Annotated in this window: 14 protein-coding genes and 1 pseudogene; 5 read left to right on the top strand and 10 right to left on the bottom strand. The window is 40.9% G+C overall.

Going from position 1 to position 18,018, the window contains the following annotated elements:
- Positions 1-74: 74 nt before the first annotated feature.
- The 5 genes from OK025_RS25400 to OK025_RS25420 all read right to left on the bottom strand — a co-directional run bounded on the left by OK025_RS25400 (position 75) and on the right by OK025_RS25420 (position 7,648).
- Positions 75-1,409 carry a sulfatase-like hydrolase/transferase gene (locus tag OK025_RS25400; RefSeq protein WP_317667547.1) on the bottom strand — a complete coding sequence of 445 codons (1,335 nt, stop codon included), beginning with the start codon at positions 1,407-1,409 and terminating at the stop codon, positions 75-77.
- A 73-nt stretch (positions 1,410-1,482) separates the two neighbouring features.
- Positions 1,483-3,093, bottom strand: a complete 1,611-nt coding sequence (locus OK025_RS25405; protein WP_317667548.1) for a RagB/SusD family nutrient uptake outer membrane protein — start codon at positions 3,091-3,093, stop codon at positions 1,483-1,485.
- A gap of 34 nt (positions 3,094-3,127) precedes the next feature.
- The gene (locus tag OK025_RS25410; RefSeq protein ID WP_317669788.1) at positions 3,128-5,998 is read right to left on the bottom strand and encodes a TonB-dependent receptor; all 2,871 of its coding nucleotides are present in this window, start codon (positions 5,996-5,998) and stop codon (positions 3,128-3,130) included.
- The gene (locus OK025_RS25415) at positions 5,999-6,223 is read right to left on the bottom strand and encodes a hypothetical protein (RefSeq protein ID WP_317667549.1); all 225 of its coding nucleotides are present in this window, start codon (positions 6,221-6,223) and stop codon (positions 5,999-6,001) included. It abuts the gene before it with no gap.
- 438 nt (positions 6,224-6,661) lie between these two features.
- A complete protein-coding gene (locus OK025_RS25420) occupies positions 6,662-7,648 on the bottom strand; it encodes a hypothetical protein (protein ID WP_317667550.1) in 987 nt (328 codons plus the stop codon).
- A gap of 310 nt (positions 7,649-7,958) precedes the next feature.
- Between OK025_RS25420 and OK025_RS26870 the strand changes: the two are divergent.
- Both OK025_RS26870 and cydB read left to right on the top strand, forming a co-directional pair.
- Positions 7,959-9,217 (top strand): annotated as a pseudogene (locus tag OK025_RS26870) (cytochrome ubiquinol oxidase subunit I).
- A 6-nt stretch (positions 9,218-9,223) separates the two neighbouring features.
- Positions 9,224-10,300: a cytochrome d ubiquinol oxidase subunit II gene (cydB, locus tag OK025_RS25435; protein WP_317667554.1), complete on the top strand. Its 1,077-nt coding sequence runs from the start codon at positions 9,224-9,226 to the stop codon at positions 10,298-10,300.
- 9 nt (positions 10,301-10,309) lie between these two features.
- Here the strand turns inward: cydB and OK025_RS25440 are convergent, their stop codons facing one another.
- The 5 genes from OK025_RS25440 to OK025_RS25460 form a co-directional block, all read right to left on the bottom strand.
- Positions 10,310-10,936 (bottom strand): response regulator transcription factor, encoded by a 627-nt coding sequence (locus tag OK025_RS25440; protein WP_317667556.1) that lies wholly within the window; start codon positions 10,934-10,936, stop codon positions 10,310-10,312.
- A gap of 12 nt (positions 10,937-10,948) precedes the next feature.
- Positions 10,949-12,916, bottom strand: a complete 1,968-nt coding sequence (locus OK025_RS25445; RefSeq protein WP_317667557.1) for a sensor histidine kinase — start codon at positions 12,914-12,916, stop codon at positions 10,949-10,951.
- A gap of 354 nt (positions 12,917-13,270) precedes the next feature.
- Entirely contained in the window at positions 13,271-13,825 is a 555-nt protein-coding gene (locus OK025_RS25450) for an NADPH-dependent FMN reductase (protein WP_317667559.1), read from the bottom strand.
- Positions 13,825-14,322 (bottom strand): DUF2480 family protein, encoded by a 498-nt coding sequence (locus OK025_RS25455; protein ID WP_317667560.1) that lies wholly within the window; start codon positions 14,320-14,322, stop codon positions 13,825-13,827. Before OK025_RS25455 ends, OK025_RS25450 begins: the two co-directional genes overlap by 1 nt.
- 1 nt (position 14,323) lies before the next feature.
- Positions 14,324-14,950, bottom strand: a complete 627-nt coding sequence (locus tag OK025_RS25460; RefSeq protein ID WP_317667562.1) for a superoxide dismutase — start codon at positions 14,948-14,950, stop codon at positions 14,324-14,326.
- 229 nt (positions 14,951-15,179) lie between these two features.
- Here OK025_RS25460 and OK025_RS25465 point away from each other — a divergent pair, with 229 nt between their 5' ends.
- The 3 genes from OK025_RS25465 (at position 15,180) to fabF (ending at position 17,744) form a co-directional block, all read left to right on the top strand.
- The gene (locus OK025_RS25465) at positions 15,180-15,764 is read left to right on the top strand and encodes a helix-turn-helix transcriptional regulator (protein ID WP_198386071.1); all 585 of its coding nucleotides are present in this window, start codon (positions 15,180-15,182) and stop codon (positions 15,762-15,764) included.
- An 85-nt stretch (positions 15,765-15,849) separates the two neighbouring features.
- Positions 15,850-16,443 carry a TetR/AcrR family transcriptional regulator gene (locus tag OK025_RS25470; protein ID WP_317667564.1) on the top strand — a complete coding sequence of 198 codons (594 nt, stop codon included), beginning with the start codon at positions 15,850-15,852 and terminating at the stop codon, positions 16,441-16,443.
- A gap of 62 nt (positions 16,444-16,505) precedes the next feature.
- On the top strand, positions 16,506-17,744 hold the full coding sequence (gene fabF, locus OK025_RS25475) for a beta-ketoacyl-ACP synthase II (RefSeq protein WP_317667565.1): 1,239 nt from the start codon (positions 16,506-16,508) through the stop codon (positions 17,742-17,744).
- The last annotated feature ends 274 nt before the right edge of the window (positions 17,745-18,018 follow it).

Here is an 18,018-nt window from a genome sequence, read left to right on the forward strand (position 1 = left end):
TCTGTATAAAAAAACAAGGCGGCCTTTAGGAAATAAGGGCCGCCTTGTTTATGTTAGGTTGTCGTTATGTCTACCTATTTCATATTTCCATCAAAGCTTTCAAACAATACACGTAATTCCGCCGCTTTTTCGGGATAGTCCTTTAAAATATTGGTTCTTTCACTCGGATCCCAGGCAATGTTATGTAATTCTTCAATAGCATCATAGGGTTTGCCCGAAATCTGATTGACTCCGGCTGCTATCCGCCGATACTTCCAGTCGCCTGACCGAACAGCCTCAACATGTCCATAATTCACCAAAAATATCGGTCTATGTGCTGTTTTTAAGTCTTCCGATTTCCCGTTCAACAAAGAATCGATCGCTTGGCCATCAATGGATTTCTTCGGCAAGGATGCACCAGTCCATTTGGCTATCGTAGGCAATACATCCAAGTTGCTAATTGCCTGCCGAATAACTTTTCCTTCTTGTGCATAGCCTTTGCCATAAACAATGAAAGGTACACGGACACCACCTTCTGTTGTTTCGGCTTTCGAACCTTTGAAGACTCCAGCAGTACCCACATGCCAATTTTTTGTGGCATGATCGTCAGACATCCGCGATGGATAGGATATCCAGGGGCCATTATCACTTGAAAAAATCAAAATGGTGTTATCGGCGAGGCCTTTTCGCTCAACCGTTTTCCAGAGCTCCGAAAAATTATGATCCAACTCCTGCATCACCGCACCAAGTGGGCAAGCATTTTGCTGATCTGCAAATCGGTTCTTTTTATTGGCAAATGCCAAAGGAAGATGCGGAAAATTATGTGCATAGTATAAAAAGAATGGATGATCTTTATCTTGATCTTCTATAAACTTCACTGTTTCTTTGTGATAAAGTGAGCTCAGGTCCGAATCATCGGGCGCAACGACTTCGGGTTTCCGATTCCTGAAGATTTTAATGACAGAATCTGTCTTTACATAAGGATCGCGGTAGTCGTGGCTATACAGCATGCCATAAAAAGAATCGAAGCCTTGCTGATTAGGATGATGGTAAGTCTGTTTATCCCCTAAATGCCACTTCCCGATTAACGCAGTTCTATAGCCTACCTTTTTTAATAATTCAGCAATCGTTTCCTCGTCATCAGGCAAACCTAAATTGGAGCCCGGACCGATCGGTGCGGGAAGATTATAACGGGAAGCATATCTTCCTGTTAATAAAGAAGCTCTTGACGGTGTACAGGAGGGCGTAGAAACCATAAAGTTTGTTGCTCTCACGCCCTTACTGGCGATCGAATCCAAAAAAGGGGTTGAGATATTCGGACTTCCATAACAACCAATGTCGCTATAACCAAGATCATCGGTCAGAATCAAGATAATATTAGGCTTTTTTTGCTGGGCATTGGCAAAAGCCACCAGTAAAAATAAAGCCATAGAGGTCATAAGTTTAGTGTATCGCATCATATTTGTATGAGTTAATTGGATTCGTGCCACAAGATAACAATTTTTACCAATTTGGATTCTGTTTTAGATTCGGATTGAGGTTAATTTCCCGTTGAGGAATGGGCCAGAGATAATGCTTTTTAGAATCAAAAACACGGCTTTCGGAGGCTGCTTCAACGACAACTGCTTCGCCGTTATTATTTTGATACGTGATGCCATACACTTTACCAGGAACAACCTTTTCGGCCGTTTTCCATCGTCTTATATCCGCGAGATGCAATCCCTCAAATGCCAGTTCAACCGTACGCTCGCGACGAACCAACTGGCGGAGTTGCTCTTGATTTACTTGATTACTTATTATAGGAAGTTTTACATCAGTGCGTGAATTTCTAATTTGGTTGATGGCTTCGTAAACACTGCCATCAATTTCGCCAAGCTCAATCTTTGCTTCCGCATAGGTCAATAATATCTCAGCATAACGCAGTAGCATGATATTCAATCCACTTTTTGAAGGGTTTGCCAAATCTTTTTTATCAATATACTTCTTTATATTGAAACCTGTTGTGGAAGCAATATAGGTACTCCCCACAGCATCAGCAGTGCCACTATTGGGTGCCGGATGAAAAATAGCACCATTGGGAAGCGGATCGCCATCCAAAAAAATTGAAAAAGTAAGCCTCGGGTCGCGATTTTTATAGGGATTTTTGGGATCATAACCACTATTGGGATCCGTAATTACCAACCCACTGGAAGTCTCGTAACTATCTGTCAAGGCTTTGGTAGGCACATAGGTACTCTGCCCATTTTGCTGGCTATAGGGGGCTAAGAGGTTAAAAACACTTTGCGTGTATATATTTTCCAGAAATTGCTTATCCAACAGCACCTCTTTGTTATTTTCAGCCGCATACGTAAACAGATTTGCATACAAGGGGTAAAGCTCAAATCGTTTGCTATCGATAATCGTTTTTGCGGCTTTTGCTGCTGCTGCAAATCGTCCTGCATATAAATCTGACCGTGCTTTCAGGCCCAATGCGGCCCAACGGGTTATGCGCCCGATATCGTTACTGGAGTAGCTTTCAGGCAAACTTGCCGCAGCCAGTTCTAATTCGGTGTCAATAAAATCGTAAATTTCTTTAAGGTCAGCGCGTTGTACCGCCCTTCCCTCTTCCAAGGTCAGCGGTGCTTTTACCAAAGGTACCCCACCAAATAAATAGGCCAATTTGATATATTGATAGGCTCTTAACACACGAGCTTCGCCGATAAATCTGGCGATTAGTGCTTCATCCCGGCTGCCCTCGATTTTACCAATATTCGCTAAAAAGTAATTGGCCGCCCCGATTCCTTTATAGGCGCTACTCCAGGTATTGTACAATCGGGAGCTTGAAGCGTCATAAGTACCAAGCTCGATATACGCATCCACAGCGAAAGGCTGATTGACATGCGCTATATCCGTCAATGCATCCGAATAGAAGATTTCCGCTCCATCAAGATCATTGTAGAGCGCATTTACAGCAAGCTCCGCATCGGCTTGGCTCTTCCAAAATATATTTTCTGACAGACGGTCTGTTGGTACGGAATCCAACAGATTCTTATCACAGCCAATCAGCATAAGCAAAAACAGTCCGAAACTGAAAATCCAGTTTCCTTTTTGATATAGATATTTGTAAAAATTCATGAGTTTTCAATTAAATAGTATAGTAACATTCACACTACAGGGTCAAATTCACACCCAGTGTATAAAGTCCAGTTTGCGGATAATATACTGCCCGTCCAGATTCCGCTTCGGGATCCAAATTCCATTCGTTCAATTTTGAAATTGTCCATAAATTTGTCGCGGATAGGTATACCCGTAGTTTGTTGATTGCTGTCTTTCCGATTGCATTTAGGGGTATTGTATACCCAACCTGTATATTTTTCAGACGCAGATAAGAACCATTGACCACTAAACGGTCCGACGTTGCGACATTACGCAAATCATATTTGACCACGCGTGGAAAGCGTGCATCGGTATGTGTCGGTGTCCAATAATTGCCTGTGAATATTTCATGTGTAAACCCTTCCTGATTTCCCATCTCCGCCAAAGCACCTGACAAACGCGTATCGACTTTCGCTGCTCCTTGAAAAAGGAGATCAAGATCAAAATTTTTAAAACTGAAACTCCCATTAATTCCGAAGGTATATTTGGGAAAGGAATTTCCGATGGCGGCCATGTCATTTGCATTTATTATACCGTCGCCATTCAAATCCACATATTTCACATCTCCGGGCTTCGTATTGGTGGCATACGTAGCACCATAAGCTTTAATTTCCTCCGCAGACTGGAAGATACCGTCGGTCTTATATCCCCAAAGGGTATTGATCGGTAGCCCTTTGGCAATGATATACCTTGGGTCGATATCCGACCCTGCGATATAGGGTCCTGTACCTTTTAGATCTGTTACTTCATTATGGTTGATACTAAAATTTGCATTTAATTGGTAAGCAAAAGCCCCAGGAGCACTTGGTCTTTTCTGATAATTTGCACTAAATTCCCAGCCACGATTCAGTACCGTTCCAGCATTTTGGGGCGAAGGTTTTAATCCCAAAACGGCGGGAATATCCAGATTCAGTAAAATATCGTCGGTAACCTTGTTATAATAATCCAAGGTAAATGTCAAGCGATTGTTTAGGAAAGCGGCATCCAGACCCAAGTCATACTGTGTCGTAGACTCCCAACCCAATTGCTGATTGGCATAACTGTCCAGCCGATAGCCCTGTACAGATTTACCCCCAAAATCATATCCTGCAGCGATCAAGGCCGAATAATAACTATACAAGTCGACAGATTGGTTTCCCGTCTTTCCCAAGGAAGCACGCAACTTAAATTCGTTCAACCAACTTCCTATGGGTTTCAAAAACTCTTCCTTGGATAGTAGCCATCCCGCTGATGCCGAAGGGAAAAAACCATATTGTTTGTCTCCCGTAAAACGGGATGAACCATCATAGCGACCATTCACTTCAAGCAGGTACTTGCCCTTCCAATCGTAGTTTACCCGACCAAAAAAAGAGCGCAAGCCATACTGCACATCATAGCCGCTATTATTTTTTGTAGGGTCGTCAGCGCCCTGCCCAATAGAGGTTATGTCATTGTTGTAGAATCGTTCACGATAGGCCGTAAGATAATTTTGGTAATTGTGAATCTGCGAATACCCAGCTAATGCCTTGATATGATTTGGCCCTGCCGTCAACTGATAGGTCAACAGGTTGTTCCATGTATACTCGCTGCTATTATCACGAATTTCGGTTAACGAATTGATCGGAAAGCTCTTTACGATCCCTGTATTTCGGTCTTTATTGTCAAAAGCGTTCAAAAAGGTTTTGCTGTTATTGAGGTTTACCCTAACACCAAATTGGGAAGTAAACAACAAGTTTTTCGCTAATTGAATGTCCGTTTTAACGATGGAGCTTAGGTAGTTTTCATTTACCTTTTTAAAACCACTTTTTTCAATCAACATTAAAGGATTATTTCCTTGTGTACTTAATCCGTAGGTACCATCATCATATTTAGGCACCACCCACATCGAGCCATGGAGAAAGTTATTGATCGGATCACGTCCGGGCTCGGCGGCTTTGCTATATCGGTAGTTTATACTTCCCGTAAAATTAAGCCAAGAAGTTGCTTTGTAATCGTTGTTTAGCCGAATATCCGCCAATTCAGCCCCATAATGCTCAATAATACCATCCTGCTTGTTATAACGAACCGCCAATCTAGAGCGCAGGATCTCATTTCCACCAGCGAATGACAAAGCGTGGTCTTGCTGAGGAGCCGTTTTCAACAACGTGTCAAACCATGTATTCGGTAAAGGATATTTTTCACGATCAGTTGCCGTTTGGTAAGCCGTAATGGATTCATCACTAAATCGTGCTGGTACCGTCAGTCCCGCATTACGGTAAGCGTCCTGTTGCAGTTGGAGGTAGGATACGGCATCCATTTGCTTTGGCTTATTAATTGATTTCTGTAAAGCGTAATAACCATTATAATCAATCACAACATGTCCAGATTTTGCACTTTTGGTGGTTACAATAATGACACCATTGGTCGCGCGTGATCCATATATAGCCGTGGAAGCAGCATCCTTCAGGACTGAAATTGAGGCGATATCATTGGGGTTTAACTTGGACCAGGGTTGTTCGATTCCATCCACGATGACCAAAGCATTATTCTTGCTGAGATCATAGCCACTGGTGCTGCTCGAATTGGTATTAAATGTAGTCAGTCCTCTGATTCGAATATTGGCAGCTGATTGTCCTGGTTTTCCACCAAGGTCTTGTACAGTTACCCCCGGCAATAGGCCCTGTAAAGCTTGCTGCGTATTAGAAACCGGTCTTTTCGTCAGTTTATCACCATCAATACTGGCGATTGAATTGGTCAACGAGATTTTTTTCTGCGTTCCATAGCCAACGACGACCACTTCATCAAGGTCCTGTGTAACTGGATCCAATTCAATTTTCGTGGGAGATTCGGAAACTAACACGGTCTTTTTTTTGTAACCAATGCGCGAGAGTGTAATCGAAAAGGGTAATTTCTGTCCCGTTACAATTTAAAAAAAACCTTTTTGATCTGTTGTAACAACGTGAGTTACGGCTTCGAGTTGAATGGTTACGCCTTCAAGAGGTTGTTTAAGCTGGCCATCATATACATATCCCGATAAGGATGCATTGACAATCGGTCTAACATCTGTTTGCGCATATACCTGATGCCCAACGCCAGATAATAGTAAACATAGCGACAAGGTAGAATACCGGAGTACCCTAAGATTTTTCATAGATAAAGTATTAATGGTGAATACGAACAAGTGCCAACGCCAATCGAAAACTTGTTTTTATTTTGAAGACATGGGGGGAAGCGAGCGCTTCCCCTGCTGTCAGTTTGAGAAAAGATAAGGGAAATTATCCTATATGCACATTCGCATCTTTCTTACATCAGGGGATTTAGCCTTCAAAGACTTTACAGTAATACTTACGAAAAATGTGCTTTTACTAATTTTGATATGTTCCATAATAATGTGTTAATTCGCCACGCTGAAAAGTAATACATGTTTTCAACCGCGACCTGTTATCTTCTCACAAATATAGAAGTAATTTCAATATAATCTACCAATTCTATAGATTTTATTAAAAGAAATAAATAGGATATGCAGCAAGGCTATAAAAGCGAGCTGGTAGGCTTAAAAGATTGTCGATTAGGGATAAGCAAGAAGCTTCTATTGTAGTGTTTTTAGATAGGTTTTAATCAGCAGTATTCCTTCCTCATGAAGTACAGTAGTTCCCTTTTGAGGCATATGCATCTCTCCCAATGTAGACATCCGTCCAATAATCTTAGCTTGTTTCAACCAAATTCCAGTTTCATTGAACGGACTTTCATACCTCAGATCCAGCATGGTCATATAAGCGGTTCCTTTAGGGTTATGACAATGGGCGCAATTGATCTCGAGATAAGCTCGGGCACGATTTGCAGTCGATTGTCCAATATCTTCATAACCGGGTAAACTATTGGAAACTTTCAACGATTTCAGATCGAGCGCTTCCATCTGGGTCAACCGGACCAGTTGTTGGATGCTGTCACGATCGTGAACGATTATCCGGTTTAGATTTCTGATCTTCGGACCTATCGGGAGCAGCTGATTTCCTAGTCGATGGCATGCCATACAATCCTTTCGCGAAGGAATAATATAATTTGTTTGTCGCTCGACACCTTTGTTGTCCAAAAACGAGACATGCATGGAAGCACTGTCCATCAACAGAAAAGCTTCATCTTGGGTCGCATTCCATTGATAGGTAGCTGCGTTCCACTGTCCGTCTTTATGAATCAAAAGACGCGTTTCAAGCAGCCGCTGTCTCGAATCGCCTACCGCATCTCTCGGGGGATAAAAAAAAGTTTTGGCAATGATGGTACCATCGGGGAAGCTGGGCAAACCATCGTCTGAGGCGATCATTTTTCCTCCCTTAGGAAGAAAGATGACACGCTTTTTATCGGTATAGTCTGTAAATAAGGCCGAAGCTAATTCATAAGAAACCCCCTGGTCATTTGGAACAAGATCAGCAATTTTGCCCTTGAATAAATTGTAATCAGATAATTTATCCCGAAACACAATATTATCTTTAGCGACAGTTCCCCGCCCCGTATTATTCAGTATAATAAAAAGTATGGGGATCAATAAAACACCCATCAAAATTAGCACTTTTTTCATTTCCCTAATGCTCTTCTACCCTTCCGTCATTATCTTAAATTCGGACGAAGATAAGATAAAAAAGAGATTACAGCGGTGGATGCCTTGTTTTGATTTTCAGATTTTACTCTTAAGACAGAAAACAATAAAAAAACAGTTATTTTATCAAAATAAAAAACAGTTTCATGGATATGGATATATACGCAAATAAAATGGCTATATTTAACTGTCTTTTAACCAAAACTTCGGCTACATGGAAGATATGATTCTCTATAATCGACTTCAGTTCGCATTTACAATTACATTCCATTATTTATTCCCTCAATTGACCATGGGTTTATCCTTAATGATCGTCTATTTCAAATGGAAATTTCTGCAAACAAAAAATGAAGACTACAACCATGCTTCCAAGTTTTGGATGAAAATCTTTGCGCTAAATTTCACCATGGGCGTTGTAACAGGCATTCCCATGGAATTTCAGTTTGGTACCAACTGGGCCAAATTTTCTGAACTTACCGGTGGTATTATCGGACAGACCTTAGCCATGGAAGGTATGTTTTCCTTTTTCTTGGAATCTTCATTTCTAGGGATGTTTCTTTTTGGAGAAAAGTTGCTGGGGCATAAACTCCATTTTTTATCTGGACTCATGGTCTTTATTGGATCTTGGGCCAGTGGTTTCCTGATTATCGCCACGCATTCCTGGATGCAGCACCCTGTTGGGTATGAGATTCTCGAAAATGGTAAATTTGTACTGAACAATTTTAGTGCATTATTCAGTAATCCATGGTTATGGCCATCTTATCTACATAATCAAGCCGCTTCATTGGTGACCAGCTCGTTTTTCGTTGCTTCTATTGGAGCCTTCTATCTGTTAAGTGACAGGCATAGTAAGTTTGGAAAGATCTTCGTTAAAAGCGGCGTTATTTTTGGCGCTATTTCCTCCGTTATGCTGGCGTTTCCTACCGGAGACCTTGCAGCCAAAAATGTAGTCAAATATCAGCCCGCAGCCTTTGCTGGCATGGAGGGAATTTTCAAAACTGAAAAAGGGGGATCAGAGATTATTCTGATCGGTCAACCGGACATGGAAAACAAAAAATTGGACAATAAGATAGCCGTGCCGAATGTATTGAGCTTCCTGACCTACCAGCGTTGGGATGCAGAATTAAAGGATTAAATGAATTTGACCAATCTTTACATCCAACGAACGTGCCCGGACTGTATTACAGTTATCACATCATGGTAGGTTTGGGTACCATATTCATTGGCATTATGGTCCTTGGAGCGCTACTGCTTTGGCGGAACAGGTTGTATCAAACGAAATGGTTGTTGTGGATCATTATGTTTATGATTCCTTTCCCCTACATCGCGAATACTGCAGGCTGGTATACGGCGGAACTGGGACGACAACCTTGGCTAGTTTATAATCTCATGCGCATGGTAGACGGTGTATCCCCTACCGTATCTTCTGGAAATACATTATTTACCTTTCTCGGCTTCGTTGGTTTATACATTCTTTTGGGTTTGTTATTTCTGATGTTAGTCTTGAAGATTATTAGAAAAGGTCCTGAAACGACAGTTGCATTAACCTAATTAGCTATGGAAATATTCTGGTTTATCGTATTAACTTTCATGCTGGGAATTTATATCGTACTCGATGGGTACGATTTTGGGGCGGGAATTGTCCATCTATTCTTTGCTAAAACCGAACAGGAGAAAAAAGCTGTTACTAACGCGATTGGGCCGTTTTGGGATGCCAATGAAGTCTGGCTCATCGCTTCCGGCGGTGTCCTATTCTTTGCTTTCCCAACGCTTTATGCCTCCTCTTTCAGTGGATTTTACTTACCGCTCATGCTTGTATTATGGTTGCTTATTTTTAGAGCGATAAGTCTTGAACTCAGGGGGCAGGTTCACCATCGGCTTTGGGAGGCTTTATGGGATAAAGCTTTTGGTCTAGCAAGCCTGTTGCTGGCACTTTTCTTTGGCGCTGCCCTAGGCAATGTCGTTCGCGGAGTAAACCTAGGTATGGTAGAAAATGGTGTATCGACCCAAGAGCCATATTATTTCTTCTTAGCACTTTGGAACCCGACATTTGACCCATTAGCCCAACATCAAGGCATTATAGACTGGTTCACCATCATATTAGGTTTAGTTGCCGTCGTTACATTAACAATCCACGGTGCAGGCTGGGTCATTCTGAAAACATCCAGCACACTAAATACCAGATTAAAGAATATTGTTTTTAAACTCAACTTTGTCTTGCTTATCCTCGTCCTACTATCGGCCTATGTATGGCATTATGTGAAACCCATCTCCTTAAACAATCTTCAAAATCATTATTGGCTGTGGATATTTCCTTTGATTGCTGCTGTTGGATTACTTGGACAATTTTGGATCAAGACCTTTAAGAAAGATGGTATTGGCTTTCTATTTTCATCCCTGTTTATACTGGGGAGCTTTGCCACGACCGTTGCTTCCATGTTCCCTATATTATTGCCTTCAACGAATGACGTAAATCCATCCTTGACGATTCAAAATGCTGCAGCACATGAATATGGTCTTTCAGTTGGTTTAGGCTGGTTTATGTTTGCAGCAATTCTGGTGGTTGCTTATTTTATTATCCAATTTAGGGTCTTCAAAGGTAAGCTTGATGACGTCGGTTACGGTGACCACTAAGAGCGGCCTCTATTCGAGTCCCAACAACTTATGTTTCATCGCATGCTGTACAAGTTCAATCATATTTTTAACTTTAAATTTAGTCAGGAGATTGCGCCGATGCGTCTCCACGGTAACTGGACTTAAAAATAACTGCTCGGCGATTTGGTTCGTAGTAAGTCCATTAGAAATCAACCTCAAAATCTCTTTTTCACGCTGTGTAAGCCTGGGGAGACTGCTGATCGTAGAAATTGCACCGCGATAAAGTTCTTTTGCCCGATCACAAATTGCTTCTTTGCCGTCCAGGCCGAGCTGTACACAGCCCAGAAATTCTTCGTTGCTAACATCCTTTAAGATATAGCCATTTCCGCCAGCCTGCATAAACTGAAAAATAAGATTACCATCGGCCAAATTGCTCAATGCAACAATAGGAATTATAGGAAACAGCTTCCTCACCTGAGTACAGACATCTACTCCATTTGTCTGCAACAGTTGCATATCCATAAGTAGGAGATCCGCTTTCGTGGCCTTTAAAAATTCAATTAACGCAATTTCTTCCAAAAAGGGATATACAAGATACCCATCCTGATTATTGAGAAAAGAGGCAACACCTTCCAACAATAAAGGATGATCGTCTAACACTGCAATTATCTTCATGACTCAGCCTATTTAAACAGTTACACCAATTTCGATTTGAGTTCCAGATCCGAGCTTACTCTGAATATCAATTGATCCATTGATCCATTTCACTCTATTGACCATGTTATTTAAACCCAATCCATAATTTAACACAGCGGAATCAAAGCCTTTGCCATTATCCTCAACGAGGATATGCAGTACTTCGTCCGATTTACTTACCTGAACGATAATTGCATCTGCGTTTGCATACTTTAATGCATTTGAAATGGCCTCTTGAACAATTCGATATATGGCCAATCCTTTTTGAAAATCCACATTCAATTCAGGTTCATAGTTTTCAAATTGGATCGAAACATGACTATTTTTCATTGCTATACACAGTTGCTCCAATGCTGCTATCAATCCAAACTGACGCAACGATTCGGGCATTAGATTATGGGATATGCGCCTTACTTCGCCTAAGATATCGTTTAACTTCTGCGGCACTTCATCAGTCAAGAGTGTACTCTTTCCTACATCACCAGCAATCTTAAATTTTAGACCTGTTAACATACCACCTATGCTATCATGCAGATCTTGGGCTATACGCTGACGCTCCTGCTGCTCCCCCTTGAGCATAGATTCCGAAATTTGCAGCTGTTTTTCCTTTTCCAATTTGTCCAACACGATTTCGTGGTTGAGCTGAATCTGTGTATTGAGCTTCCGTTGTTTTCGATAGAAAAAAGCAACAAAAAGCACAATACAAAAAAGCAAAACGGCAATACCCAAAACGAGAAAAATCCGAAATTGGTTACGGTCCTTTTCTGCGCGTAGATTCAAAATTTCTTTTTCTTTTTCAACGGTCTTATATTTCGTCTCCATCTCATTCATTTTTTCCAGCAATTGGACCTTCTGAATGCTATCGGATAGTTTATTTGCCATATTGGACATCTTCAGCGCATCCTGATAATTACCCATCAGCTCATTCACACCCGCCAGTTGACTGTACACAATTTTACTGTTGTAGAGATCTCGCGTTAATAATCCATTTTTCACGATTTCCTCCAACTGCAGTTTAGCATCAGCATACTTTTTCTGCAAGAGATAAACATTAAATTTTCTGAACCGCATCATCTGAAATAATTTCCAATTGTTCATTTTCACCGACCAATCCAAACCGATATCCAACAGGCGAAGGGCTTCATCAGTTTGTTGCTTTGTGGTAAAATAAAGCGCCTCATTGTAATAGTAGTTGGGTAATTGAGAAGAATTCGGGTAATCGTTCAGGAGCTGTTTGACTTTGTCCAACAGTACTCTTGCTTCTTTGGATTTCACCTGATAACAATAATTACTGACTGTATTGAGATAAGCCACCACAAGTGCAGCACTCGGCGGTTGCTGCTCGAGCTGTTTTATGGCCAATTGATGGTATTCATCGGCTTTTGCAAGCTGATTGGACGACATAAACGTCATGCCGATCATCGTATTTATACTACCTTCCATGATGGGATCATGTGCTTTCGCATAAGGCAGACACTTCCCGTTAAGGATATCCAGAAAATCAGCAAATCCTTTTTTAGGAAATCGAATTAAGCCCAGATTATACCAAGCTTTGGCCAAAAGCCCCTGCTGAAAAGGCTTTTGTGCATTTCCAAGGAGGTCTACACATCGTTGGGCTTCAACTCCTGCATTTTTACTATCCAGAAATTGCCCATAATAAAAGCTTTTGTAAAGTGCCCCCATCGCCTGTAAGCTCCGGAACGGTTTGGCTAACCGCTCCCCCTGTTGCATATGATCCCAAAATTTGCTCGTATCTCTAAATCTATAATAATCTGCCAAATAAAAATGCTGCATTGCTTTCACACTGTCCCCCGAGCTCGATAGCAATAATTTTTCCGCATCAGATCGATATTTATTTTCATCCAATGGCAAAAAACTCTGTGCAGCTACAGCATGTACAGTAAAGTATACTATAAAAAATGCAATTATCTTCGTTAACTCTTTCAACTGAAACATCATTAATCCAATATCTTAATCATTTAAACAATTAAACTAAATGGGGCCTTTTCAGCCAATGGTTTCATAATATGTAATAAGAAAGTCTTACGGTGGTTAAAGACTTCTCTCTACCTCTAAATTTGCCGTCGATGAGGCTTCTTCAAAGTCGACAATAGAAAATATAGATCGGAAAACCGCGTAATCAAATGGCGGGTCCAAAAAACAAAGATATATCTCCGCGATGAATTGCTAAAGACATTCTTTTACTTTTTTGAAATTAATTGTCCAGATAGGGCTTGGCTAATCTATTTAAATATAGGCTAAAACATCTCTCGTTAATAAAAAAGCCTCTCGATAATTCGAGAGGCTTTTTTATTAACGATATTCGCTACTCTTTTTCGTAGCAATATCGATCAGCAAGTCCAGCTTACACTGGTAAGCCGAAGACAGCACATTTGGATTGTCGGACTCAAAAAGCGCAGATTTCATGATGGGCACACTAAAGGGCAATGTCCAGGCGCGGAGCGACTTCGCGATAGCATCCATTGCATTAATGCCCTGTAGTGCATGTACACCATCGGCCCAACAAACCAGTCCGATATGTTTATCCGTCAGGTAAGCCGGTTTATTTTTAGCACTGACTTCAAGCCAATCCAAACAGTTTTTCATGACACCGGGAATACTTCCATGATAAAGCGGAGACAACCAAAAATGTATATCTGCCTCAAGAAATAAGTTATTCATAATCTTGACCGCATTGGGTACCCGATTGAGGCTCAAATCAAATAAGGGTATTCCGCTATCAGCCAAATTAAAAATAGTATTTTCAACACCCCTTTGGTTCAGTTGGTCGGAAAAATAGTGTGACAATTTTCCCGATGTAGATTCTTGCCTTCTTTCCAAGGCGCCATTGAATAGTAATGCTTTCATTATACTTTCCCTTTTTTAAAAATAACTTTTGGCATACCAACCTCACCATACATCAACGTCTGGACAATAGGAATCAAACGTTCTGTCGCCAACATATAAAGTGACGCCGGAATATTAGGGCGGGCCCTTATGACAACTTTTTGCTGCTGAAAATGCGACAAATCCATCGCTTGCAAAGCCTGCATCCACAGGTCTATTTCCAAATCCTCCATCGCCTTAAAATCGTAATACGCTGCAACAGGATGAAGTTTTTCCGCCAGGGCCATATAGACCCAAGGCGGGATAATTGCGTCCACAGAACAGCTAATGGCAACCGCCTTATTTCGAAAAGCAGACCAGTCCACCGCCGCCAAAGCTTCTCTGAATTCTTTTTCTTTAACGATTGCTTCCTGATACAACAATGTTTTGATATCAAAACTTAGGATAGCAAGATTGGTCTTAAAATCAATTAGATCTAAAGCCAATATACCCGTGTTTTCAACTTTATTGATAAACATATCAAACCAAGCCTGCAATCACAGTATCGTATTTTTGTTCAACAACAGACCAATCCAAAAGCGACCAAAATGCATCCAAATAATCGGCTCTTTTATTTTGATATTTCAAATAATACGCATGCTCCCAAACATCGACCCCCAAAATAGGGAAACCTCTGCCGATCGATTGTGTATCCATCAGCGGATTATCCTGATTGGGAGTAGCTACGATAGCTAAGGCGCCGGAATGTTTTACATAGAGCCAAGACCAGCCCGAACCAAACTGCCCAAGTCCAGCATTTTTGATCTGGGCTTTGAGCTCTTCCAAAGAACCAAAGGCAGCGTTTATCTCATCGGCTAACTTCCCTGTGGGTACCGTTTTTGGATTGGGCGATAAAATTTCCCAAAATAGCGTATGGTTAAAGTGACCGCCGCCGTTATTGCGTACTGCTGGGCTATATTTACTTACGCTTGTTAATATATCCAATAGATCGTCAGCTTCGCCTGCTGTTCCTTCCAATGCCTTATTTAGATTGTCAACATAAGCTTGATGATGCTTTTGGTGATGAATCGTCATGGTCTCGCGATCAAAATATGGTTCAAGCGCCGCATAGGCATATCCTAACTGGGGTAATTGAAATTTGTGCATAGTTTTATTGTTTTTATGATAAGTCAAAACTAGAGAATCAAACTTAATAAAACAACTAAATAGTTGTTTTATTAAAGTCATAAAAATAAATCAAAAAGGATAAACCTATTTTTGAAACACATTTTAGGACAAAAAATAAAAACACTATCTTTGCTGATGTTATATAAAACAACTTTTTTATTGTCAAATGCAGAAGAATCCAGCTGATCGAATATTAATGTTATTAAAAATGCGCCGAGAAGCCACTGCAGCTTTGATTGCAACAGAGTTGGCTATAACAAAAGAAGGGGCCCGTAAACATTTATTGAACCTCGCGAATCAAAACCTGATTGTCTCCAATGCCCGGAGCGAAGGTATAGGCCGCCCCTCGACTTATTATAGTCTGTCACCACAGGGCATGGCAAGATTTCCAGATAGTCACGCCGACATTACAGTACAACTGTTGCAGTCGATTAAACAAGTGCTTGGCGAGAATGCTTTGGATCTACTTATTAGTGATCGGGAGTCCAAAGTATATCAAAAATATACTGACGCGCTATCGGATATTGAATCCATCGAAAAAAAACTTGAAGTTATTGCCGCAAAAAGAACGGAAGAAGGCTATATGGCAGAATGGAAAAAAGAGGCCGACGATTATCTGCTCATTGAAAATCATTGCCCCATATGTGCAGCAGCAACAGAGTGTCAGGGTTTTTGCCGTTCAGAACTGAATAATTTTCAGCAACTTATCGGTCCGGCTTATCGTATCTGTAGAACAGAATACATCATCGAAAACGCCCCACGCTGTACCTATCGCATTTCAAAGGCGAAATAAATCCAATTTATAAGGCATTCCTGCACAAATTATTAATATACCAAAAAGTATTTTTTATATTTGCATTAAAAGAACAGGAATAATCATGTCAAAAGCAGAACAGACACGGCAATTTATCATTGAGAAAACCGCGCCCATCTTTAATAAAAAAGGTTACTTTGCAACTTCTCTCTCGGACATCACTACCGCAACAGGCTTAACAAAAGGAAGTATTTATGGTAATTTCAAAGACAAAGATGACCTAGCCACCCATGTCTACACCTATCAGAGCAGAAAAATATCAGAAGCTGTTAATCAACAGATTACTCAACAAAAAACATCCTTAAAGAAGCTATTGTCTTTTATTGATTTTTACAAAGATAATTTCAAAAACATCGCAGCTTCAGGAGGTTGTCCCATGATGAATGCGGCCGTGGAAGCCGATGATTCGCTATCTTTTTTAACCCCCAAAGTCAGACGTTCCTTTGACCTTTGGAGACAGCGGCTAATTCTAATTCTTGAAGAAGGAGTTGCCAGCGGTGAATTTAAACAGCATATTTCTGCTGAAAATTATGCCATCACCTTTATGGCGATGGTCGAAGGCGGAATCTTGCTTTCCAAGATTTCCGGCCGAGGAAAAGATCTTGCCATTGTATTGGATAAAATGAAGGAAATGGTGGATCGGGAGATCAAGGCTTAATTTTTTTTACCAAAACAAATACCAATTGGTATATTCATAAGTTTATATTAAAATAAAAAGAGATGAAAAGAGTTGTAATAACTGGCATGGGAACAATTAACCCGCTGGGAGAAAACATAGACATATTTTGGGATAACATTTTGCGAGGCGAAAACCACACAACACTTATTAGCCGTTTTGATGCTTCGTTGTTTCGAACGCAGATTGCAAGTGAAATTAAACACTTTCAACCTGAAAAATACTTAGATAGAAATGAGATTAAACGGAGTGATCTCTTTACGCAATATGCTTTATACAGTGCAGCGCAGGCAATGGAAGATTCGGGACTAGATCTCGATGCCATGGATCCATTTGATATCGGTGTCATCTGGGGTGTTGGTCAGGGCGGCATGGAAACTTTCGAAAAAGAAGTAGAAGGCTACGTGACAGGAGATTACAAACCACGATTCAGCCCTTTCTTTGTTCCTAGACTTATCGTCAATATGGCTTCAGGCATGATTTCAATGAAGTATGGTTTAAAAGGAATCAATTACACGACCGTATCGGCTTGCGCCACATCCAATACGGCCTTTATGGATGCTTTTAATTACATTAGGCTCGGCAAAGCCAAAGTCTTTATAAGCGGCGGTTCCGAAGCCCCCATTACCCCGGCTTCCGTTGGCGGCTTTTCTGCCATGAAAGCCATGTCAAGCCGGCATGATAGCCCACAGACCGCAAGCAGACCCTTTGACCGGGATCGTGATGGTTTTGTTATGGGTGAGGGAGCTGGAGCACTCATCTTGGAAGAATACGAACATGCCAAGCAAAGAGGTGCAAAAATTTACGCAGAGCTTGTCGGAGCTTCAATGACCGCAGATGCTTACCATATGACCTCACCCCATCCAGAAGGGATAGCGGCAGCAAAAGCCATGTCTCTGGCTTTGGAGGAGGCTAAAATTAATACTAGTGGGCTCGACTATTTAAATCTTCACGCGACTTCAACGCCAGTTGGAGATATCGCCGAACTTAAAGCCGTACAACGGGCTTTTGGAAAGCTAAATAATCTATGGGTCAGTTCCACCAAATCAATGACAGGACATTTACTTGGGGCAGCCGGCGCTATCGAAGCGATCATTGCCATAAAATCCATCAACAATAATGTAATTCCGGCAACAATTAATATCGAAAATATCGATCCCGAGATTCCCGAGGGAATTCAAATTGTAATCAATCAGCCCTTAGAAAAACCTGTTCAGACTGCGATGAGCAATGCTTTTGGTTTCGGTGGGCACAATTCGAGTATCGTTTTCAAAAAGATTTAATTTTTTTTGAAATAACTCTTGACAAAGTGTAATAAACACACTATCTTTGTACTATCATAATTTAGGTTTATAATTGGTTATTTAAGGTTTTCATTCTCCCCGTTTGAAAACCTTTTTTTATGCCTATTTTTTTCACCAACTGTTATTTTTATATCTGCTTTTTTGGATCGCCATCCTTGTTAATGCCCAAATTACTTTAACCCTATTTCTGGAAGAGCCTAGGTTGACAATCAATTCCACATTTATTCAGTTAAGTTTGCTCGCGCCTTGAGAA

The organism is Sphingobacterium sp. UGAL515B_05 (assembly GCF_033097525.1).
Taxonomy (GTDB): domain Bacteria; phylum Bacteroidota; class Bacteroidia; order Sphingobacteriales; family Sphingobacteriaceae; genus Sphingobacterium.